The sequence below is a fragment of the Streptosporangium oxazolinicum genome, assembly GCF_039537505.1.
GTDB lineage: Bacteria > Actinomycetota > Actinomycetes > Streptosporangiales > Streptosporangiaceae > Streptosporangium > Streptosporangium oxazolinicum.
Window position 1 is genome coordinate 124,940 of the sequence record NZ_BAABAQ010000012.1, and the last position, 20,671, is coordinate 145,610.

17 protein-coding genes are annotated in these 20,671 nt (G+C 70.6%); 8 read left to right on the forward strand and 9 right to left on the reverse strand.

All coding sequences use genetic code 11. The features are described 5' to 3' along the window. The first annotated feature begins 198 nt into the window (after positions 1-198). The 4 genes from ABD817_RS28610 (at position 199) to ABD817_RS28625 (ending at position 5,433) form a co-directional block, all read left to right on the forward strand. Complete coding sequence (locus ABD817_RS28610; protein WP_344921298.1) at positions 199-675, forward strand: GNAT family N-acetyltransferase; 477 nt, start codon at positions 199-201, stop codon at positions 673-675. Positions 676-1,138: 463 nt separating this feature from the next. After that, positions 1,139-1,558 (forward strand): hypothetical protein, encoded by a 420-nt coding sequence (locus ABD817_RS28615; protein WP_344921299.1) that lies wholly within the window; start codon positions 1,139-1,141, stop codon positions 1,556-1,558. Positions 1,559-1,791: 233 nt separating this feature from the next. Beyond that, positions 1,792-2,733: an aldose 1-epimerase family protein gene (locus tag ABD817_RS28620; protein ID WP_344921300.1), complete on the forward strand. Its 942-nt coding sequence runs from the start codon at positions 1,792-1,794 to the stop codon at positions 2,731-2,733. Positions 2,734-2,886: 153 nt separating this feature from the next. Then, positions 2,887-5,433, forward strand: coding sequence for a penicillin acylase family protein (locus ABD817_RS28625; RefSeq protein ID WP_344921491.1), 2,547 nt, complete (start codon positions 2,887-2,889; stop codon positions 5,431-5,433). Between the two features lie 42 nt (positions 5,434-5,475). Here the strand turns inward: ABD817_RS28625 and ABD817_RS28630 are convergent, their stop codons facing one another. The 4 genes from ABD817_RS28630 to mshB all read right to left on the reverse strand — a co-directional run bounded on the left by ABD817_RS28630 (position 5,476) and on the right by mshB (position 8,973). Continuing rightward, on the reverse strand, positions 5,476-6,477 hold the full coding sequence (locus ABD817_RS28630) for an MBL fold metallo-hydrolase (RefSeq protein WP_344921301.1): 1,002 nt from the start codon (positions 6,475-6,477) through the stop codon (positions 5,476-5,478). A gap of 358 nt (positions 6,478-6,835) precedes the next feature. Beyond that, the gene (locus ABD817_RS28635) at positions 6,836-7,270 is read right to left on the reverse strand and encodes a hypothetical protein (protein ID WP_344921303.1); all 435 of its coding nucleotides are present in this window, start codon (positions 7,268-7,270) and stop codon (positions 6,836-6,838) included. A gap of 63 nt (positions 7,271-7,333) precedes the next feature. Next, positions 7,334-7,999 (reverse strand): DUF6113 family protein, encoded by a 666-nt coding sequence (locus ABD817_RS28640; protein ID WP_344921304.1) that lies wholly within the window; start codon positions 7,997-7,999, stop codon positions 7,334-7,336. Between the two features lie 5 nt (positions 8,000-8,004). Then, positions 8,005-8,973 carry an N-acetyl-1-D-myo-inositol-2-amino-2-deoxy-alpha-D-glucopyranoside deacetylase gene (gene mshB, locus ABD817_RS28645; protein ID WP_344921305.1) on the reverse strand — a complete coding sequence of 323 codons (969 nt, stop codon included), beginning with the start codon at positions 8,971-8,973 and terminating at the stop codon, positions 8,005-8,007. A 106-nt stretch (positions 8,974-9,079) separates the two neighbouring features. Between mshB and ABD817_RS28650 the strand changes: the two genes are divergently transcribed. Further along, on the forward strand, positions 9,080-11,140 hold the full coding sequence (locus ABD817_RS28650) for a S9 family peptidase (RefSeq protein WP_344921306.1): 2,061 nt from the start codon (positions 9,080-9,082) through the stop codon (positions 11,138-11,140). Positions 11,141-11,282: 142 nt separating this feature from the next. Here ABD817_RS28650 and ABD817_RS28655 read toward each other — a convergent pair whose 3' ends face one another. Continuing rightward, complete coding sequence (locus ABD817_RS28655; protein ID WP_344921307.1) at positions 11,283-11,603, reverse strand: hypothetical protein; 321 nt, start codon at positions 11,601-11,603, stop codon at positions 11,283-11,285. Positions 11,604-12,218: 615 nt separating this feature from the next. Between ABD817_RS28655 and ABD817_RS28660 the strand changes: the two genes are divergently transcribed. Beyond that, on the forward strand, positions 12,219-13,151 hold the full coding sequence (locus tag ABD817_RS28660) for an SGNH/GDSL hydrolase family protein (protein ID WP_344921308.1): 933 nt from the start codon (positions 12,219-12,221) through the stop codon (positions 13,149-13,151). A 254-nt stretch (positions 13,152-13,405) separates the two neighbouring features. On the opposite strand, the gene ABD817_RS28665 is transcribed toward ABD817_RS28660, so the two are convergent. Both ABD817_RS28665 and ABD817_RS28670 read right to left on the reverse strand, forming a co-directional pair. Continuing rightward, positions 13,406-15,151, reverse strand: a complete 1,746-nt coding sequence (locus ABD817_RS28665; protein ID WP_344921309.1) for an ABC transporter ATP-binding protein — start codon at positions 15,149-15,151, stop codon at positions 13,406-13,408. Continuing rightward, positions 15,148-16,770, reverse strand: a complete 1,623-nt coding sequence (locus ABD817_RS28670) for an ABC transporter ATP-binding protein (RefSeq protein ID WP_344921310.1) — start codon at positions 16,768-16,770, stop codon at positions 15,148-15,150. Before ABD817_RS28670 ends, ABD817_RS28665 begins: the two co-directional genes overlap by 4 nt. 184 nt (positions 16,771-16,954) lie before the next feature. On the opposite strand from ABD817_RS28670, the gene ABD817_RS28675 reads away from it, so the two are divergent. Then, positions 16,955-17,188 carry an RNA polymerase subunit sigma-70 gene (locus ABD817_RS28675; protein ID WP_329085846.1) on the forward strand — a complete coding sequence of 78 codons (234 nt, stop codon included), beginning with the start codon at positions 16,955-16,957 and terminating at the stop codon, positions 17,186-17,188. A 2-nt stretch (positions 17,189-17,190) separates the two neighbouring features. After that, positions 17,191-17,751, forward strand: coding sequence for a Clp protease N-terminal domain-containing protein (locus ABD817_RS28680; RefSeq protein WP_344921311.1), 561 nt, complete (start codon positions 17,191-17,193; stop codon positions 17,749-17,751). 251 nt (positions 17,752-18,002) lie between these two features. On the opposite strand, the gene ABD817_RS28685 is transcribed toward ABD817_RS28680, so the two are convergent. Both ABD817_RS28685 and ABD817_RS28690 read right to left on the reverse strand, forming a co-directional pair. Continuing rightward, positions 18,003-18,740: a succinate dehydrogenase/fumarate reductase iron-sulfur subunit gene (locus tag ABD817_RS28685; protein WP_344921312.1), complete on the reverse strand. Its 738-nt coding sequence runs from the start codon at positions 18,738-18,740 to the stop codon at positions 18,003-18,005. After that, the gene (locus ABD817_RS28690) at positions 18,737-20,665 is read right to left on the reverse strand and encodes a fumarate reductase/succinate dehydrogenase flavoprotein subunit (RefSeq protein WP_344921313.1); all 1,929 of its coding nucleotides are present in this window, start codon (positions 20,663-20,665) and stop codon (positions 18,737-18,739) included. Before ABD817_RS28690 ends, ABD817_RS28685 begins: the two co-directional genes overlap by 4 nt. Positions 20,666-20,671: the final 6 nt, after the last annotated feature.

A 20,671-nucleotide genomic window follows, 5' to 3' on the forward strand; every position in this document is an offset into this window, starting at 1 on the left:
CGTCCCGGTCCGGGCGCGAGCCCCCGGCGGGCGGGCGACGAGCCCGGCGGCCGGTCGGGAGCCCGGGAGCTTCGGGAAAGGATTTCCTGGCTCGCAAGGAAGAATCCCCACCCCGCCGGAAAGGGTTTCCGCCCCGCCGGTAGGGGCGAAAGCAGCAGATCACTCGTAATGTCGGTCGCGACCGATAGCGTCCCGATCATGAGTGAGATCGCCGTTGCCGTACGACCCGGCACGATCGCGGATGTGGACGGCATCGTCGCCTGCAGTTCCGCGCTGTTCGTCGAGGACGCCGGGGCCCGTGACCCCGCCCTGAACGTCAACTGGCCCGAGGAGCACGGGCGGGCCCGCTTCGTGGACGCGCTGGGTGACCCGGAGCGCCTGGTGATGGTCGCCGAGGACGGCGACCGGATCGTCGGCCACCTGACCGGGTCCCTGTCCGGCCCCACCGCGATGCGCCCGGTCACCGTGGCCACCCTGGGCAGCATGTACGTCCAGCCCTCCTACCGCAGCCAGGGAATCGGGGCCAGGCTGGTGGAGGAGTTCAGGACGTGGGCCCGCCAGCAGGGAGCCCGCTACGCCGGGGTGACCGCCTACGCGAGCAACGAGGCCGCCGTCCGCTTCTACCGGACCAACGGCTTCGCCGTACAGTCCACGGTCCTGGAGACGGTGCTTTAGCTGAATCCGACACGATTTCTCGGGCACCCGGTTCTTTCGAGGATCCGGGTTCCGGAAGGAATCGCCCTCGCGGGGGCGAGACTCGAAACCGTGGTGTGCCGACGAGTTCCGGTGCTTCGGAGCCAACACGATCTGACTACGGATCAGAAGGTTAGGTGTTCGGGTCCTCGCGGCCGCACCACAACTCAAGGGCCACTTTCGGACATCAGACACAGTATGTCGTCCTGTGATCGCTCGTCGCTCCCGGTTGTCGGCGGCGGCGAGTGTGAGGTGGGTAGATCTGTCTCCGGTGCCGTGGACGATCTAGGCTGAGCGCCTCCATTCACGATGAAGCGGCGGCGACCTTGCTTCCATTACCGGAGATTCCCCCTCGCTGGGGGATACCTCTGTTGACCCTGGCGGCTCTGGCGGCCCCCGCTTCACGCACCGTCCGGTGGTACCTCCCGGGGGGCTGACCTCCGAGATGAAAGGATTCACCTGTCCCCTCAGCGCGAAGCCGTACGTCTTTCAGGATGTCGGCTGGCTGATGGAGATCAACTGGCGGACCATTTCCGCGGAGCTGGACGGCTGGCCAACCGTCGTGATGGCGCTTGGCTTGAGTGCGGTTCTCACCCTTCGCGGGAGGTGGGGCACGATCGCCGGTTGGGTGACGGCGGCGCTGTTCGTAGTGATCGCCGTGCTGTTCACGATCCCCTTCGCCATCGATATCGTCACCGATGGCTGCCAGAACACGTTTCGTTTCGGGGGGTGGAACATCATCGCGGCCGGACCGGTCATGCACTATTTGGGCGGCACGGTGCTGGTCATGTTCTTGTTGCTGCTTCGGCGTGACGGGACGGACCGTTACGCCTCGGCGCGGAGGACACCGCGTCCGATGGAATGAGGCTCATGACCTGGCCTGGCTGTTGTCCGGTATCCCGGTGCTTCGCGACGTGTGCCGGCCCATGGCGGTTATCGCGCCATGTACAAGTAATCGTCACGACACAGACGGCAGAAGGTGACGACACAGTCGACACCCGGAAAGCGGACGCGGCTTGGTCTGAGATGACGGCACGTGCGGGGAGGGCGGCGCGGTGGCGAATGGGGAGTGAGGGGCAATAGGTGTTGAATTGCCGGGTGACAAACATCGCGCCCACCGGGGCCCAGCACACCATCGCGGCCGACGGTTTCCAGGCCGTCATCACCGAGCTCGGGGCCGGTCTCAGGAGCCTCACCCTGGACGGTCGTCCCCTTGTCGTCGACTTTCCCGAGGACCAGTCCCCGCTCGGCGGGGCGGGGTTGCCGTTGCTTCCCTGGCCGAACAGGGTCGAGGACGGCCGCTACACGTTCGACGGTGAGGAACGGCAGCTCGCGCTGAGCGAGCCCAAGACCGGCAACGCGATCCACGGCTTCTCCCGGTCGTTCCCCTGGCGGGTCCTCTCCCGTGACGACCGCGACGACCACAACGACCGCGACAGCGCCTCGATCACCCTGGGGCTGCGGCTCTTCCCCCAGCTCGGCTACCCGCACGTCCTCGACCTCTCCATCCGGTACGCGCTGGGCGCCTCCGGCCTGGAGGTCGAGGTGGGCGCGGAGAACGTCGGGGCCACCGACGCGCCGTACGGCTTCGGAGCCCATCCCTATCTGTCCCTCGGCGTCCTCTGTGCCCTCAACGACGCCCTTCTGGAGCTTCCCGCCACCCAGTGGATCGCGGTGGACGAGCGGAAGATCCCCATCGGCCGTCGCGACGTCGAGGGCACCGAGTACGACTTCCGGACCCCCCGTCCGATCGGCGGGACGGAGCTCGACACCGCGTTCACCGGTCTGGAGCGGGGTGCCGACGGGCGGGTGCGGGTCACGCTGACCGGCGGGAGCGGCGGGGTCGAGCTGTGGGCGGGCGAGGGGATCGAGTGGCTCCAGCTCTACACCGGCGACACCCTGCCGGAGGGCCACCGCCGCCAGGGGCTGGCGGTGGAACCGATGACCTGCCCGCCGAACGCCTTCCGCACCGGGGAGGACGTCATCCGGCTGGCCCCCGGCGAGCGCGCCGTCCATCACTGGGGAATCGGCCCGGTCTGACCGCCGCGCCGCGGGCGCCGACCAGGTCGGCCGTGGAAAGTCTCATGCCCGCATCTTCACGATGACCTCGGCGCCGACATCACGGGGGTGGTGCCACACTTGCGGGAGCTTGTCGCCTAGGAGGTTTTTGTGAGGTTCCGCCCGTACGCCTGGATGCCCCGCCCGTTCACGTGGCTGGCGCGGGTGCTCACCGTCCTTCTGGTGCTCGGGCTGCCGCTCGCCGGGGCGGGGGTGTGGAGCGTGCGGGCATCCTTCCCGCAGCTTGAAGGCGAGCTCAAGCTGGACGGCTTAAAGGGAAAAGTCACCGTATATCGCGATAAGACGGGTATCCCGCACATCTACGCTGACTCCCCCGAGGATCTCTTCCTGGCCCAGGGCTACGTCCACGCCCAGGACCGCTTCTTCGAGATGGACTTCCGCCGCCACGTGACCGCCGGACGGCTCTCGGAGATGTTCGGTTCGGCGACGCTGACCGAGGACAGGGTCATCCGGACCATGGGCTGGCGGAGGGTGGCCGAGAAGGAGCTGCCCCTGCTCGACAAGCAGACCCGGCGCTACCTGGACGCCTACGCGGGTGGGGTGAACGCCTGGATGAGGCGGAACACCGGCTTCGCCGACAGGAGCCTGGAGTACGTGCTGCTGCGGGCGACCAACCCCGACTACCGGCCCGAGCCGTGGAAGTCCGCCGACTCGCTGGCCTGGCTCAAGGCGATGGCCTGGGACCTGCGCTCCAACATGTCCGACGAGATCGGCCGGGCGCTCGCGGCGAGCAGGCTGCCGCGCGACCGGGTGGAGCAGCTCTGGCCCGGCTACCCGTACGACACCAACCAGCCGATCGTCACCCGGGGCTCGGTCGGCGAGCGCGGGTTCGACCAGGACGTGGAGCCGAAGAAGGTCGACACGGAGCCGTCCGGGGTGGCTCCGGCCACCGAGGCGCTGACCCGGGCGGCCGAGGCCATGCGCGCGGTGCCGAGCCTGATGGGCGACCCGGCGGGCGGCAACGGCATCGGCTCCAACTCCTGGGTGGTCGGCGGCGAGCACACCGCGTCGGGCAAACCGCTGCTCTCCAACGATCCCCACCTGGGGCCGGGCATGCCCTCGGTCTGGTACCAGGCCGGGCTGCACTGCCGCGTCAAGAGCCCCGAGTGCCCGTTCGACGTCACCGGGTTCACCTTCTCCGGCGTACCCGGCGTGATCATCGGCCGCAACGACAAGATCGCCTGGGGCTTCACCAACCTGGGCCCCGACGTCGCCGACCTCTATCTGGAGCGGATCAAGGATGATTCGTACCTGTCCATGGGCGAGTGGAAGCCACTGACCGTCAGGGCCGAAACGATCAAGGTGGCCGGGGGTACCGACGTACGGCTCAAGGTACGCGACACCATGCACGGGCCGATCATCTCCGACGTCATGGAGAACGCGAAGGACACGCTGCCGGGCATGGAGGCGACCCTCAAGGAGCGGGCCGACGCGGTCGCGCTCAAGTGGACGGCCCTGGAGCCCGGCAGGACCGCTGACGCGATCTTCGCGCTGAACACCGCGCAGGACTGGCAGCAGTTCAGGACCGCGGCGAGCAAATTCGAGGTACCCGCGCAGAACCTCGTCTACGCCGACACCGAGGGCAACATCGGCTACCAGGCCCCCGGGCGGATCCCGGTGCGAACCCGTGGCGACGGCACCTGGCCGGTACCCGGCTGGACCGGCGACTACGCCTGGCAGTCGACGATCCCCTTCAACGAGCTGCCCAGCCTCCGCAACCCGCCGGAGGGCTACATCGTGACCGCCAACAACGCGGTCATCGACCCTGCCCGCTACCCGTACACCCTCACCAGGGACTGGGCGTACGGATACCGCTCCCAGCGCATCCTGGAGCGCCTCCGCGAGGCGGTGAAGGACGGCGGCACGGTGGACGTGGCGGCGATGAGCGCGTTGCAGCAGGACAGCGACAACGGCTTCGCCGAGTTCCTGGTGCCCAGGCTGCTGGACGTCGAGATGGCCGGGCCCGCCAAGGACGCCCGCGACAAGCTGTTGCGCGGGTGGGACCACACGCAGGGCGCGGAGTCGGGACCCGCGATGTACTTCAACGCCGTCTGGCGGCACCTGCTCATCGAGACCTTCAACGACGATCTCCCCGAGGGTGCCCGGCCCCAGGGCGGCGACCGCTGGTTCGAGGTCGTACGGGTCATGCTCGACAAACCGGACGAGGCTTTCTGGAACGACACGACCACCCCGCGCGCCGAGACCCGCGACGACATGCTGCGGCGGGCGATGGCGAGGGCCTACGACGAGCTGAACGACCGGCTCGGCCCGGACGTCAAGGACTGGCGCTGGGGCGACCTGCACTCCCTGGAGCTCGTCCACCAGACCTTCGGCACCTCGGGAATCGGCCCGATCGAGTGGCTGTTCAACCGGGGCCCGTTCCCGGTGGCCGGCAGCGACGACGCGGTCAACGCCGCCGGGTGGGACGTGCAGGACGGTTACGCGGTGAGTTGGCTGCCCTCCATGCGGATGGTGGTCGACCTGGCGGACCCGGACAAATCTCGGTGGATCAACCTGACCGGCGCCTCCGGGCACGCGTTCCACGACAACTACTGGGATCAGGCGCCGCTGTGGGCGCGCGGCGAGACCATTCCCATGCTCGCCCGCCAGGACTCCGTCGAGAAGGCGGCCACCCACACCCTGACGCTCAGCCCCCGATGACGCGGGCGCCCTCGGGCCACCTCCTGACCCGTCGTCAGGGCGTCAGCGCGTCAGGACGCGGGACTCTCCGATGGCCAGGTCCCACAGGTCGGCGCGGTCCCGTCCGGCCTCCGCCCAGGCCGCCCTCGCCTCCTCCACCGGCGCGAGGAGCGACTCCCCGGACAGGACGAACGTGCCCCAGTGCATGGTCGCCATCCGGCGCGCCCCCACGTCCTGGCACGCCCGCACGGCCTGCGCGGGATCGACGTGCGCGGCCTTCATGAACCAGCGGGGCTCGAACGCCCCCACCGGCATCAGGGCCAGGTCGATGCCGCCGGGATAGCGGGCTCCGATCTGGGCGAAGCGCTCGCCGTACGCGGTGTCCCCGGCGAAGTAGATCGTCTGGTCGTCGGAGGCGATCACCCAGCCGCCCCAGAGGGTCTTGCAGGTGTCCCAGATCGACCGGCGGCTCCAGTGGTGGGCGGGGACGAAGTCGAAGCGGACACCGCCCACCCAGGTGCTCTCCCACCAGTCGAGCTCGGTGACGTCGCGAAACCCGCGCCGGGTGAACCAGGACCTGAGCCCCGCCGGTACGAGGACGGGCGTGCTACGCGGCAACCGCCGTACGGTCCGCGCGTCCAGGTGGTCGTAGTGGTTGTGGCTGATCACCACGGCGTCGATCCTGGGCAGGTCCACCCACGCGACGCCGGGCGGGGTGAGCCGGGGCCGGTGAATGCCGACGATCTTCCTCGCCCAGACCGGATCCGTGAGGATGGTCAGCCCGCCGATCTGCACCACGTACGTCGCGTGTCCCACCCAGGTGACGACCGCCTCGGTCCCCGTCGTCCGGGGGAGCCCGTCCCGGTGGACCGGGATGCGGTCCGCGTCCCCGACACCGGGCCGGAGCGTGCCGTGCCAGGCGACCGCCAGCAGTTCCTGGAACGTCGGGAGCGGCGAGGTCAGCCGGTCCCTGAAGCCACCCGGCCAGGACCGTCTCGGCAGGGGCGCGGGACGCCTCGGCCGAGGCGCGGGCCGTACGGGAGGCGCGGGCCGCACAGGTGTCACGGACCGTACGGAGGTCGCGGCCCCCGAGGGGGTCACGGATTCTGCGGGGAAGTCCGTTCCCGGGGAGGGGGCGGAGAGCGCCGAAGGGCTGGATGCCGTCTCCGCCGTCGCCGTCCGTCGCGCGGAGGGGTGATCCCGCACCGCCCGGCCCGCGGTCCGGCCCAGCTCCCTGAGAGCGCGCGCCGGTCTCGTGGCGAAGCGGGCCGACCATCCGGAACGCCGTGGGAGCTGCTCCTCGACGAGGCCGTCGGGTTCCGGGGACGCGTGGGAGGCGGTTGCTGGGTGGGACGTCTGTGACATGGGCGGCCCCCTTAGGTCATCGACAGCTCACCCCTTGTAGATCCCCCCACAGAGAGATTCATTCCTTTTGCGGGGATCTAGTGTGAAACCACCAGGGGGATCTGCGGGCATAGTTGCCGTCCTCCAGGTTCGCCAGCCGCTCGAAAAGGTTCCACGAGCCATGGTGGCCGCAGATCACCACGGAGACGACCACCGCGACGAGGTAAAGCGGAAGCATCGGCAGGCCCACGCAGCACATGTACTGGGAGGCGTGCCGGTCCTCGTGCCTGAGCAGGGCGCCGGTGAGGAAACCCTCCGGGTGCTTGGTCAGCACCACGTTGCCCACGGTGAACGCCGAGGCGATCGGGAACCGGAAGCGGTAGTCGTACGCCAGGAGCAGCCCGTCGGGCCCGGCGGTCACCCGGGCGTGGCCGAGGCGTGCCAGGAGCAACCCCAGCGGTGTGGACAGGTTGACGTAGTTGAGCGTCCGCCGTACCCGATGCAACCGCCGCATACCGGGATTGTGCGTCATCCGGGCGTCCGGCGGTAGCGACCCCCGGAGGGTGCGGCGAGGTCGTCAGTGGGCGGCCGGGCCCGGTGGTACGGGTGGGGTCTGAGAGTCTGGTGGGCCCCAACCCGACGGGGCCTGATCCGGTCCGTTCCGGCCGGACCGGAGCCGATCCTGCGAAACCCGACCGGACTGGGCCTGATCGGCCTGGACCTGTCCGGACTGGTCGGGCTGGACTTGACCGGACTGGCCGGGCGGCGCGGGTGGAGGCTGGGATCCGGACGTTACCGGCGAGGATTCCGGGCCGGAGCGGTATCCATGCGGGGTGAGCAGCCACGAACCGCCCATGGCGGCCGACGGCGAGAGCATGATCCCCACCGTGACCGCCGCCAGACCCCCGTAGAGGTAGAGGTAACCGGACAGGTCGTTGGCGATGACCAGGTCGCCCTCCGGCCGTCCTGAGGTCCAGATCACGGTGACCAGCACCCAGCCCGCCGTGAACACCAGGGCGGCCGTCTTGCCGCGCGTCATCCGGCCCGCCCCGTAGGTGATCGCGAACAGCAGGGCGAGGCAGCCGACGGCGGAGACCGGGACGGGCCTGATGTACCAGGAGTGCTGGAACCCGCCGAGGACGCCCAGCAGGAGGCCAAGCATGAAAAGCACGGCGTTGGCCGCCACGGCGACAACCGTCTCCGAGGGTTCGCGCACAGCTGGGACCTGCTCCATCACAAGCATCGAGGCTAGTGGATCCCGGCGAAGAGGTCGTCCTCACGGTCGTACGGCTCGCCGAGCCCTCCCACTTCGATCGGCGCTCCGGGGCCCGCCGGACCCGGCACGCCAGAGCGCAGGATGAAGTGCTCGACCCCGAGAACCTCCTGGCCGACGTTGTTGGACAGGGCGAACCAGGGCGGGTTCACGCTGATCTGGGTGGCGTGCGCCCGCATCGCCGCGATCTTCCGGCCGACGTGGGCGCGGGCGTCGATCTCGGTGGTGACGTCCTTGTCCGCGCAGCCGAACGGCATGTCGTCGACCGGCTCGACGAGAAAGGGGGCGCGGCTCTCGCGCATCGCCTCCTCGGTCCTGTGCAGCACGGATCTGGGGGCGGCGGTGTGGTAGAACTTGGCGACCCGCCACGGCCCGCCCCCACCGGACGTCTCACCGGGCGCCTCGCCGCGTTCCCCGGAATCCCCGGACGTTCCGGAGACCGGCGTGAACCCCGGGTCTGCGGCCAGCGCGACGGCCCGCCAGGCGACGCGGTGGGCCTGGATGTGGTCGGGGTGGCCGTAGAAGCCGTTCTCGTCGTAGGTGACGAGCACCTGGGGCCGTACCTCGCGGATGATCCTCGCGAGCTCGCCCGCCGCCTCGTCCACGTCGGCCTGCCAGAAGGCGTTCCTCCGGTGGTTGGAGGCGACGCCCATCATGCCGGAGTCCCTCCAGCGGCCGGGGCCGCCCAGGAACCGGTGGTCGGTGACGCCGAGCGCCGCGCAGGCCGCGACGAGCTCCCCGACGCGATGCTCGCCCAGGGTGTCGTCGCGATCGGCGGTCAGGTGGGCCAGCTCCGGGGGGATGACCTCGCCCTCCTCCCCCAGGGTGCAGGTCACCAGCGTGACGTGCGCGCCCTCGGCGGCGTACCTGGCCATGGTGGCTCCGCTGCCGATCGTCTCGTCGTCCGGGTGGGCGTGCACCAGCATGAGGCGCCGATCAGTCATGCGTCCGAGGGTATCGATGCCGGGCATCGTGCAGAACCTCCGGATTGCCTGTCGGTCAGCCCCCGGAAAACAAGACACTCGATGCGGAACTGGCAAGATGGCTCGTATGAGTGAGAGCTTCCCTCGCCTGCACGCCAGAACCCGTCGATTCACCCTCGGGGTGCCGCGCGGCTTCACGATCGCCCCGGGCGGTGACCGCATCGTCTTCCTCCGGACCAAGGGCGGCTTCGACCCGGTCACCTGCCTGTGGGAGTACGACGTCCTCAGCGGCACGGAACGGCTGATCGCCGACCCGCGCGCCCTGGCGGCCGACGAGGAGAACCTGCCGCCCGAGGAGCGGGCGCGCCGCGAGCGGAGCCGGGAACAGGCCGGGGGCATCGTCGGGTACAGCACCGACAGCGCGGTGACCGTCGCGACGTTCGCGCTCTCCGGCGGCCTCTACGTCGTCGACCTGAAGACCAGGCACGTACGGCGGCTGAAGACCCCCGGAGCGGTGATCGACCCCCGGATGTCCCCCACCGGCGTGCACGTCGGCTACGTGACCGGCGGCGCGTTCCACATCCAGGACCTGGAGGACGAGGTCGACCACGCGCTGGCCCGTCCCGAGTCCCCGGAGGTGACGTACGGCCTGGCCGAGTTCGTCGCCGCCGAGGAGATGGACCGCATGCGGGGCTACTGGTGGTCGCCGTCCGGCGACGCGATCCTGGTCGAGCGGGCCGACGACGCGCCGGTGCAGCGCTGGCACATCGCCGACCCGGCCAACCCGGCCCGGCCCGCCACCGAGCAGCGCTACCCCTCCGCCGGTACGGCCAACGCCGGGGTCGAGCTCTTCGTCCTCACCCTCGGCGGAGCCCGCGTCCCCGTACCCTTCGACGACGAATACCTGGTCAACGCCGCCTGGGACGCCCACGGCCTCTCGATCGTCACCATGACGCGCGACCAGCGGACCATGCGGCTGCTCGCCGTCGACCCGGCCACCGGCACCTCCACGGTCGTGCGCGAGGACACCGACCCCGCCTGGGTCGACATCGTCACCGGCGTCCCCGGCCACCTGTCCGACGGCAGCCTCGTCTGGGCCGCCACCTCGGAGGGCGGCCACCGCCTGATCGTCGGCGACTCCCCTGTCACGCCGCCCACCCTCCAGGTCCGCGAGATCCTCGACATCGACGGCGAGACCGTGCTCTTCCGGGCGAGCGGGGAGCCCACCGAGATCGCTGTCTGGGCCTACCGGAGGGGGCAGATCACCCTTGTCAGCCCGACCGAGGGCGGCGTCTACAGCGGCCACACCGCTGGCGGCACCCTGGTGATCACCGGCCAGACCCTCGACAGCGAGGGCTCGGTCACCCGTGTCCTGCACAACGGCACGCCTCGCGGCCACATCACCTCCCACGCCGAGCGGTACCGCTACGACCTGCGGGTCTCCCTGATCAGGACGGGCGAGCGCGACCTGGCCACCGCCGTGCTCCTGCCCACCGACCACGTGCCCGGCTCGGCGAAGCTGCCGGTCCTCGTGGACCCGTACGGCGGACCGCACGCCCAGCGCGTGCTGGCCGCGGCCGGAGCGCACCTGACCAGCCAGTGGTTCGCCGACCAGGGCTTCGCGGTGGTCGTGGCCGACGGCCGGGGCACCCCGGGGCGCGGCCCCGAGTTCGAGCGGGCCGTCCTGCACGACCTGGCCACCCCGGTCCTGGAGGACCAGATCGACGCCCTGCACGGCGCCGCCGCGCGGTTCCCCGACGACCTGGACCTGTCGCGGGTCGGCATCCGGGGCTGGTCGTTCGGCGGCTACCTCGCCGCCCTGGCCGTGCTCCGCCGCCCCGACGTGTTCCACGCGGCCGTCGCCGGGGCCCCGGTGACCGACTGGCGCCTGTACGACACCTGCTACACCGAGCGCTACCTCGGCCACCCGGACGAGGGCCACTACGAGTCCTCGTCCCTGTTCGCCGACGCCGAGAAGCTGGACCGTCCCCTCCTGCTGATCCACGGCCTGGCCGACGACAACGTGGTCGCCGCGCACACCCTGCGCCTGTCCTCCGCCCTGCTGGCCGGGGGCCGCCCGCACACCGTGCTACCGCTGTCGGGGGTCACCCACATGACCCCGCAGGAGATCGTGGCGGAGAACCTGCTGCTGCTCCAGGTCGACTTCCTGAAGAAGGCCCTGTCCTGAGTCCTCTCCGGTCCTGAGTCCTCTTCGGGAAGGCCCTGTCCCGGGCCTTCCCGGAGAGGCTCCTGTCCTGGGCCGAGACGAATCTCCGGTCATCGTCGCCTCGCGACGACACCTACTTGGAGCGCGGTCCGAGGGGGTCGCGTCAGTGGTTCTGACCGGGAGGGTAGGGAGCGGTGTAGCCCTGCTGGGGGTCGTACCCCTGCGGGACGGTGTACCCCTGCTGGAGGTTGTAGCCCTGCTGGACGTACCCCTGCTGCGGGTTGTGACCCTGCGGGGGGTAGTGCTGCGGAGCCGGGGGCTGCGGGGGAACCTGCGGAGGGCGACCGGTCCGGCGCTCGGCGGCTCCGCAGGCGGCTCCGGCGACCATCAACCCGATGGCGCCCAGCGCGAAGACGTGTGCCCGTTGCATGTTCTCGGGGTCGTTCTCGTTCGTCGCCATCAGCATGGCGACAAGCAGCAACATGCAGCCAAAAGTGAGATAGAGGATGCGGCCTATACCCATGGGGCGAGAGTGTAGCTTCCCGGACTGAACGATTTTTGGCCGCGAAGAGACTCGAAATGCGGGGCACCGCCGCGACCCGCTGTCCGACGAATCGTCGTCCGGCGGTTGCGCCCGTGGCGGTGGTGTACGAGTTTTCCCAGGTGGTTGCCGTGGCATCGTGAAATAGGGACGACCATATCCGCCCCGCGAGCGCCCCCGGCCCACGTACCACCGCTCGCCGGACATCGGACACGGCGACGCCGGGAGCCGGACGCGGCGGCACGGGGACACGCTCTCCGTGCCCGGCGAGTACGGGGCGGACCGCGTCGGGCGCGTCGGGTGCGTCTTCCCCGGCTGTTACGGACGGCCCGCTATACCAGATCTATCTTCTGTCAAGATTTCCGCGGCACAACGGCCGTAATATCAGTGCCCGAACCATCGTGAATGGTCCGTAAAACCGGCGGCGTTCCCTGTCTTCGTCTTCCAGACCGTGAACGCACCGGCACGAATTCGCGGTTCACCGGGGAAGCGACCATGGGGGGCGGGTAATCCCTTTCACCATGGCCTTCGTCGTTTCAACGGGAGGGTCAACCACTGATGATGGTCACTCGCACAAGAATCGTCGCGGGCCTCGCGGGACTCGCCATGGCCGCCGGGATGACAGCGGCCCCCGCCGCGGTGGCGGCCGGTGTCACACCGTCCTTCGACGTGGTGGCGTTGGGCGACTCCTACGGATCCGGCACGGGAGCCGGAGACTACGAGCCCGGCACCGAGCGGACCTGTTATCGCAGCCGCAATTCCTCCTCCACGATTCTCGTCGAGCAGCTCCGGCGGCGCGGCGCGAATGTGAGGTTCACCAACGTCACGTGCAGCGGGGCGACCGTCCAGGATCTGCGGCAGCCGTTCAAGGGGGAGCCCCCGCAGCTCGACGCGCTGCGCCGGAACACCGACCTGGTGACACTGAGCATCGGCGGCAACGACATCGGCTTCGCCGGATACGGCAACCTGTGCGTCCAGACGGACTGCACCGGCGCGCCCACCACGGCGATCCTCGACCGCGTCCCCGCCCTGAAGCGCCCCCTGAGCGGCCTCCTCAGCGAGATCAGGCGCCGCAGCCCCCACGCCCAGATCGTCATGACCGGGTACGGCAGGGCGGTCACCCGTGGCCAGAACGCCACCGGCGTCCAACTCGACCCGATCTGCGACGCCGGTGTGTTCAGCGCCGAGGAGCGCCTGGCGGGAGCGCGGGTCTCCGGCACGCTGGACGCGACCCTGTCCCGGACCGCGCGGGCCGCCAGGGCGCGCGGGGTCGACGTCCGGTTCGTCAGCCCGCACCGGAGTTCGACGACCCTGCACCCCGAGTTCGCCGGGCACTCGCTGTGCGAGTCCGCCACCCCGTTCTACCGGGGATTCGACGCCCTCGCCCCCGGCCAGGAGGGCGGCGCCGCGGTGCTGCACCTCAGCAGCCAGGGCCACGCCGCCCTCGCCGCCCTCATCCAGCGCAAGATCCCGATCCTTACCGCCCCCTGACCCGCGAGGCCCTCTCCCGACCGGAGACGTTCTTCACCCAGCCGACCCTCGTCTCCGAAAGATCTGCGGAACACGGCTCACCGGGACCGGAACACCCCGGCACGCGCCGCCGCCAGAGCCGCTCGGCACGGTTCCCCTGATGGACGGAAGGGTCATCTGGGCGGAGATCACGTCTACCGGCGCGTCGGGAACGGGCTGATCGTTGCACGAAAGTGTGACTTGTACGTCCCGGTGAGAGCCACAGGAACCCGGTCTCACCGGGACGTGCCGTGCCAGCTGCTCCACAGTGCCGCGTACGGGCCTCCCGCCGCGACCAGTTGCTCGTGGGAGCCGAGTTCGCTGATGCGGCCGTCCTCCACCACCGCGACGCGGTCGGCGTCGTGGGCCGTGTAGAGGCGGTGGGCGATGGCGATGACCGTACGGCCGTCGAGGACGGCGGCGAGCGAGCGTTCCAGGTGGCGGGCGGCGCGGGGGTCGATCAGCGAGGTGGCCTCGTCGAGGACGAGGGTGTGCGGGTCGGCCAGGACGAGCCGGGCCAGGGCCAGCTGCTGCGCCTGGGCGGCGGGGATGGCCTCGCCGCCGGAGCCGACGGCCGTGTCGAGCCCCTTGGGCAGGGCCTCGACCCACTCCCAGGCGTTCACGGCCTCCAGCACCTCGCGGACCCGGGCGTCGTCGGCGTCGGGCCGGGCGATCAGCACGTTGTCGCGTACGGTGCCACGGAAGATGTGGTGCTCCTGGGTCACCAGGGCGACGTGGCCGCGCAGGTCGTCCAGGGGGAGCTCGACCAGCGGGACGCCGCCGACCGCGACGGAGCCGGTGCGGGGGCCGTGGATGCCCGCGAGCAGGCGGCCCAGCGTGGACTTGCCGGCCCCGGACGGGCCGACCATGGCGAGCCGCTCCCCCGGCCGCACCGTCAGGTCGATGCCGTGCAGCACGTCGTGGCCCTCGCGGTAGGCGTAGCGAACGTCGTCGGCCCTCAGCTCGCTGCCCTCGGGGGCGCCGGAACCGGCCTCGCGGTCGTCGGGCACCTCGGCGACGCCCAGCAGGCGGGCCATGGAGGCGCCGCCGACCTGGAGCTCGTCGATCCACATGAGCAGCCGGTCGAGCGGGTCGATGAGCTGCTGGACGTACAGCGTGGCGGCGGTGACCTGCTCCAGCGTGACCCAGCCCCGGACGCAGAAGAGGCCGCCGATGACCAGCGTCGCCACGATCGGGATCACGTAGCCGAGCTCGACCGAGGGGAACCAGACCGTGCGCAGCCCCAGCGTGTAGCTCTCGGCCGCCCACGACTCGGCGATGTCGGCGTCGGTGCGGCGGTGGCGCCGCCTCTGCAGGCCCAGGGCCTCCACGGCGCGGGCGCCGTTGACCGTCTCGGCCAGGCCGTCGGTCATGTCGGCGTACGCCGCGCTCTCGCGCAGGTATCCGTCTCTGGCCCGCTTGAGATACCAGCGGGTGGAGATCCACAGGACGGGGACGGCCAGCAGCGCGGGCAGCGCGAGCAGCGGCCCGACCACGACGAGCGCGCCGACGGTGATCACGCAGGTGACCAGCGCGATCAGCGTCTCGGGCACGGCGTGCCGTACGGTGCGCGACAGCGAGTCGACGTCGCGCGAGGTCCGTGAGATCAGGTCACCGGATCCGGCGCGCTCGACCGTGGACAGCGGCAGGCCGAGCACCCGCCCGACGAACTCCTCGCGCAACTCGGCGAGGACCTTCTCCCCGAGCCTGGACGAGGCGTAGACGGCGAACCTGACCAGCACCGCCTGGGTGACCACGAAGCCGCCGATGGCCAGCGACACCTGGGCGACATCGACCCCGGAGCCGTTGTGGACGCCCTGGACGAGGCCGCCGAGCAGCCACGGCACCGCGAGGCCCGCGACGGCGGCCAGGGCGTGCAGGACCAGGGCCACGGTCAGGTCGCGGGGGTACTTCAGGGTGAGCCTTCGGGCGTACGCGCGGACCTGCGCCTGGTCGGCGACGGGCAGGATCTGCCTGCTCATGACTCTTCCCTCCGGGTGACGACGGCGGTGTAACCCGGGTGGGCGGCCAGGAGCTCCCGGTGCGTGCCCTGGGCGCGCACGACGCCTCCCTCGACGTAGATGACATGGTCGGTGCGGTCGAGCACCAGCGGGCTGGTCGTGCAGACCAGCGTGGTCTTGCCGACGCGGGCCTTGGCCAGCCGGTCGGCGATCCGCGCCTCGCTGTGGGCGTCGACCGCGCTGGTGGGCTCGATGAGGATGAGCACCTCCGGGTCGACGGTGAGCGCCCTGGCGAGCCGGAGCCGCTGCTGCTGGCCGCCGGAGAACTCCCGGCCCGCCTCGGCGACGCGCCCGTCCAGACCGCCGGGCAGCGCCTCGACGATGTCCTCGGCGCACGCGGCCCGCAGCGCCTGCCTGAGCTCCTCGGCCGTGGCCCTGCCGGTGACGTCGAGCTCGTCCCTGAGCACCCCGGCGAACAGCTTGGCGTCGTTGTCGGCGACGAGGATCCGGCGGCGCACCTCGGAGATCGGCAGGGTCGCGAGCGCCACGTCGCCGAAGTCGACGTCGCCCTCGCTGTAGCGGCCGAGCCGGTCGGCGATGGTCGCGGCCTCCTCGGGAACGGCCGCCGCGACGGCGGTGAGCATGCCGGGGCGCACCGCGACCCCGGAGGCCACGTCACGCAGCAGGCCGCCCTCCGAGCGGCCGGTGCCGCCCTCCACCTCCGGCTTCAGCGAGAGGATGCGCACCACCCTGCGGGCGGCGACGTGTCCCTTGGTCAGCTTGTCCGCGGCCTCGGTGAGGGTGCGCACGGGGGCGATCAGGAAGGCGGCGTAGCCGTAGAAGGCGACGAGCTGACCGGGGCTGATCTCGCCGCGCATCGCGAAGGTCGCGCCGAGCCAGGTCACCGCGGTGATCAGCAGCCCCGGCAGCAGCACCTGCGCGCCCTCCAGCATCGACTCGACGGAGGCCACCCGCACGCCCGCACGCCGTACCCGCTGGGACTCGGCGCCGTAGCGGTCGGCGAAGACCCGCTCGCCGCCGATGCCGCGCAGCACCCGCAGCCCGGCGACGATGTCGGCGGCGCGGGTGGAGAGGTCGCCCTGGAGGTCGCGGTGGGCGTTCTGGCGGCGGTGCAGCGGCTTGAGCAGGGGGGCGACGGCGACCGCCATGAGGGGCAGGCCCACCAGCACCATCAGGCCGAGTGGCGGCGAACTGTCCATCAGGATGACGGTCACGACGGCGATGGCGACGACCGCGCCGCTGCCCCGGATGAGGATGTCGATCGCGTTGCCGATGTGGGCGATGTCGGAGTTGCCGACGCTGACGACCTCGCCGGTGGACATGCGCTTGGGCAGGGTCGCGCCCAGCCGGGTCGCCTGCCTCGCGGTGACCTGCACGGTCCGGTAGGCGGCGGCGAGCCAGTTGTAGACGGCCAGCCGGTGACGCAGGATGCCGGTGACGGCCTGCGCGATCCCCAGGGCGAGCACCACCCCGCCCCAGCTGGTCAGGGACGACGCGTCCCCGGCCCTGATGGCGTCGATCCCCTTGCCGATGGCGTACGGCACGAGCGCCATCGCGAGCCACCACAGGATGGCGTAGACGATGCCGAGGAGCAGTGGGCCCCTTTGCGTGTGGGCCACCCACCGCAGGTATCTGATCGGACTGCGGGCATCGGGAACGCCAGGGTTGGCGGTGGGTAGGGAACGCATCTCCCTGAAAGGGTTCCAAACTCCGCCCTGACCAGGCAAACCATTTTCGGCCTCCCCGGCGTGTCGCCGTCAATCAGGGTTGACAAGCGGTTTGCGTCAACCTAAATTGACATCCATGAGTGATACGGCGCAGCTGGCATCCGACGCCGGTAGCCGCGATCCGGCCGTGGGCCTGCGGGCCGTGCGGGCACTGCGAACGCTGGTCGACCGGCTGGAGGCCCTCCAGGTGGAGAACGCGCGGGAGCAGGGCTGGTCCTGGCAGGAGATCGCGCACTGCCTGGAAGTGACCCGGCAGGCGGTGCACAAGAAGTACGCGGGTGGCCGAGGGTTGCTGAGACGGGAGAGATAGCGATGTTCGAACGGTTCCACCGCGAGGCCCGCCAAGCGGTGATCCTCGCTCAGGAGAACGCCCGCAGACTGCGGCACGACGTCATCGGCACCGAGCACATCCTGCTCGGCCTGCTCGACCAGCCGGAGAGCCTCTCGGCACGGGTGCTGGGCCGTCACGGCCTCGACCACTCCGGCGCCTACCGGGCGGTCACCCGCCTCACCCCGCCGAAACCGGGCGACGCCCTCGACGCCGAGGCGCTGGAGTCGATCGGCATCGACCTGTCGGCCATCAGGGAGAAGGTCGAGGCGGCCTTCGGGCCCGGCGCCCTGGACCGCAGGCCCCGCACCGATCGGCGGGGCCGCGTGCTCGGCGGCTCCCACATCCCCTTCAGTCCCCGGGCGAAGAAGACCTTGGAGCTGTCCCTTCGCGAGGCCGTCAACCTCAAGCACAACCACATCGGCGACGGGCACATCCTGCTGGGCGTCCTGCGCGAGGGCGAGGGGCTGGGCAGCAAGGTCCTGGCCGACGCGGGCCTCGACTTCACGAGCCTGCGACGGGAGATCGTCGTCGAGCTGGGCTAACCGCACCGAACCGAGGGACCGGGTACGCGACCGGCGGGTGGGGAGCCGGTCCGGGCGAGCCGGGGTATCGGTGCCGTCAGGGCCGTCCGGTGACGGTTCGGGTGCGCGGAAGCGTCGGTGCCGTCAGGGCCGTCCGGTGACGGTTTGAGCGTGCCAGGGCCTCGGCCGTCGACCGGAGAGTACCGGCCGTCCGGGACGGGAAAGGCGGGAGCCGCCCCGGTGGCCGGGGTGGCTCCCGCCTTCGGCGGAACCTACTTCGCGGCCCGCAGGTAGTCGCGGTTCATCTGGGCGATGGTGTCCAGCGGGATGCCCTTGGGGCAGACCGCCGTGCACTCGCCGGTGTTGGTACAGCCGCCGAAGCCCTCCGCGTCCATCTGCTCGACCATGGCCTTGGCGCGGGAGTCGCGCTCAGGCTGGCCCTGCGGCAGCAGGCCCAGGTGGGTGATCTTGGCGGCGGTGAAGAGGGAGGCCGAGCCGTTCGGGCAGGCGGCGACACAGGCGCCGCAGCCGATGCAGGTGGCCGCGTCGAACGCCGCGTCGGCGTCGACCTTCTTCACCGGGACGCTGTGCGCGTCGGGGGCCGATCCCGCCGGTACGGAGACGAAGCCGCCCGCCTGGATGATCCGGTCGAACGCCGAGCGGTCCACGACCAGGTCCTTCACCACCGGGAAGGGCGCGGCGCGCCACGGCTCGATGGTGATGACCGCGTTGTCCTCGAAGTGCCGCATGTGCAGCTGGCAGGTGGTGGTGGCCACCTGCTCGCCGTGCGCGACACCGTTGATGACCATGCCGCACATGCCGCAGATGCCCTCGCGGCAGTCGTGGTCGAAGGCGACCGGGTCGTCGCCCTCCAGGATGAGCCGCTCGTTGAGGACGTCGAGCATCTCCAGGAAGGACATGTCCGGCGACACGTCCTCGACCCGGTAGGTGACCATGCGGCCCTTGTCCTCGGGACCTCTCTGCCGCCAGACCTTGAGTGTCAGGTTCACTTGTAACTCCGCTGGCTCATCTTGACGTACTCGTAGTCGAGATCTTCCTTGTGCAGGATCGGGCCCTGCTCCCCGTACTCCCAGGCGGCGACGTAGGCGAAGTGCTCGTCGTCGCGCAGCGCCTCGCCGTCGGCGTCCTGCGACTCGGCGCGGAAGTGGCCGCCGCACGACTCGGTGCGGTGCAGCGCGTCGACGCACATCAGCTCGGCCAGGTCGAAGAAGTCGGCCACCCGCCCGGCCCGCTCCAGCGCCTGGTTGAGCTCCCCGGCCTCGCCGGAGACCTTCACGTTCCTCCAGAACTCCTCGCGCAGCTCGGGGATCCGCTCCAGGGCCTTGCGCAGCGACTCCTCGGTGCGCTCCATGCCGCAGTAGTCCCACATGAGCTTGCCCAGCTCGCGGTGGTAGGAGTCGGCGGTGCGGTCCCCGTCGTTCGACAGCAGCCTCGCGATCTTCTCGCGCACCGCCACCTCGGCCTCGGCCACGGCCTCCTCGTCGACCTCGCCGTACGGGCCGTTCGCGAGATAGTCGCCGATCGTGGTCGGCAGCACGAAGTAGCCGTCGGCCAGGCCCTGCATCAGCGCGGACGCGCCGAGACGGTTGGCTCCGTGGTCGGAGAAGTTGGCCTCGCCGATCACGAACAGGCCGGGGATCGTCGACTGCAGGTCGTAGTCCACCCACAGGCCGCCCATCGTGTAGTGGACGGCCGGGTAGATGCGCATCGGCTGGGCGTAGGGGTCCTCGCCGGTGATGCGCTCGTACATCTCGAAGAGGTTGCCGTACTTCTTCTCCACCGCGTCGCGGCCCAGGCGGCGGATCGCGTCGGCGAAGTCGAGGTAGACGCCCAGGCCGCCGGGGCCGACGCCGCGCCCCTCGTCGCAGACGTTCTTCGCGGCGCGGGAGGCGATGTCGCGCGGGACCAGGTTGCCGAACGCCGGGTAGATGCGCTCCAGGTAGTAGTCGCGCTCCTCCTCGGGGATCTCCGAGGCCGGACGGGCGTCGCCCCGCTCCAGCGGCACCCACACGCGGCCGTCGTTGCGCAGCGACTCCGACATCAGGGTCAGCTTCGACTGGTAGTCGCCGCTGACCGGGATGCAGGTCGGGTGGATCTGGGTGTAGCAGGGGTTGGCGAACATCGCGCCGCGCCGGTGTGCCCGCCAGATCGCCGTGGTGTTGCAGCCCTTGGCGTTGGTCGACAGGAAGAACACGTTGCCGTACCCGCCGCTGGCCAGCACGACCGCGTCGGCCAGGTGCCGCTCGATCTCGCCGGTGACCATGTCGCGGACGATGACGCCGCGCGCCCGGCCGTCGGAGACGATCAGGTCGAGCATCTCGTGGCGGGTGTGCATCTTGACGGTTCCGGCCGCGATCTGCCGCTCCAGCGCCTGGTACGCGCCGAGCAGGAGCTGCTGGCCCGTCTGGCCCCTGGCGTAGAAGGTACGGGAGACCTGCGCGCCGCCGAAGGAGCGGGTGTCGAGCAGGCCGCCGTACTCCCGGGCGAACGGCACGCCCTGGGCCACGGCCTGGTCGATGATGTTCACACTGACCTGGGCGAGCCGGTAGACGTTGGACTCGCGGGCGCGGAAGTCGCCGCCCTTGACCGTGTCGTAGAACAGCCGGTAGATCGAGTCGCCGTCGCCCCGGTAGTTCTTGGCCGCGTTGATGCCGCCCTGGGCCGCGATGGAGTGCGCGCGGCGGGGCGTGTCCTGGTAGCAGAAGGACGTGACGTTGTAGCCCAGCTCGCCGAGGGTCGCGGCGGCCGAACCGCCCGCCAGCCCGGTGCCCACGACGATGACGTTGAGCTTGCGCTTGTTGGCCGGGTTGACCAGCTTGGCGCCGAACTTGCGCTTCTCCCAGCGGTCCTCGATCGGGCCGTCGGGGGCCTTGGTGTCGCGGATCGGCTCGCCCTCTGTGTACCTCGTGGTCATGACCCG

Excerpts from the sequence above, each read along its gene's own strand:
- ABD817_RS28615 (WP_344921299.1), top strand. The coding sequence starts at position 1,139 with ATGAAAGGATTCACCTGTCCCCTCAGCGCGAAGCCGTACGTCTTTCAG.
- ABD817_RS28635 (WP_344921303.1), bottom strand. The coding sequence starts at position 7,270 with ATGCGGCGGTTGCATCGGGTACGGCGGACGCTCAACTACGTCAACCTG.
- ABD817_RS28610 (WP_344921298.1), top strand. The coding sequence starts at position 199 with ATGAGTGAGATCGCCGTTGCCGTACGACCCGGCACGATCGCGGATGTG.
- ABD817_RS28650 (WP_344921306.1), top strand. The coding sequence starts at position 9,080 with ATGAGTGAGAGCTTCCCTCGCCTGCACGCCAGAACCCGTCGATTCACC.
- ABD817_RS28655 (WP_344921307.1), bottom strand. The coding sequence starts at position 11,603 with ATGTTGCTGCTTGTCGCCATGCTGATGGCGACGAACGAGAACGACCCC.
- ABD817_RS28665 (WP_344921309.1), bottom strand. The coding sequence starts at position 15,151 with ATGAGCAGGCAGATCCTGCCCGTCGCCGACCAGGCGCAGGTCCGCGCG.
- ABD817_RS28690 (WP_344921313.1), bottom strand. The coding sequence starts at position 20,665 with ATGACCACGAGGTACACAGAGGGCGAGCCGATCCGCGACACCAAGGCC.
- ABD817_RS28660 (WP_344921308.1), top strand. The coding sequence starts at position 12,219 with ATGATGGTCACTCGCACAAGAATCGTCGCGGGCCTCGCGGGACTCGCC.
- ABD817_RS28640 (WP_344921304.1), bottom strand. The coding sequence starts at position 7,999 with ATGCTTGTGATGGAGCAGGTCCCAGCTGTGCGCGAACCCTCGGAGACG.
- mshB (WP_344921305.1), bottom strand. The coding sequence starts at position 8,973 with ATGACTGATCGGCGCCTCATGCTGGTGCACGCCCACCCGGACGACGAG.
- ABD817_RS28675 (WP_329085846.1), top strand. The coding sequence starts at position 16,955 with ATGAGTGATACGGCGCAGCTGGCATCCGACGCCGGTAGCCGCGATCCG.
- ABD817_RS28625 (WP_344921491.1), top strand. The coding sequence starts at position 2,887 with ATGCCCCGCCCGTTCACGTGGCTGGCGCGGGTGCTCACCGTCCTTCTG.
- ABD817_RS28680 (WP_344921311.1), top strand. The coding sequence starts at position 17,191 with ATGTTCGAACGGTTCCACCGCGAGGCCCGCCAAGCGGTGATCCTCGCT.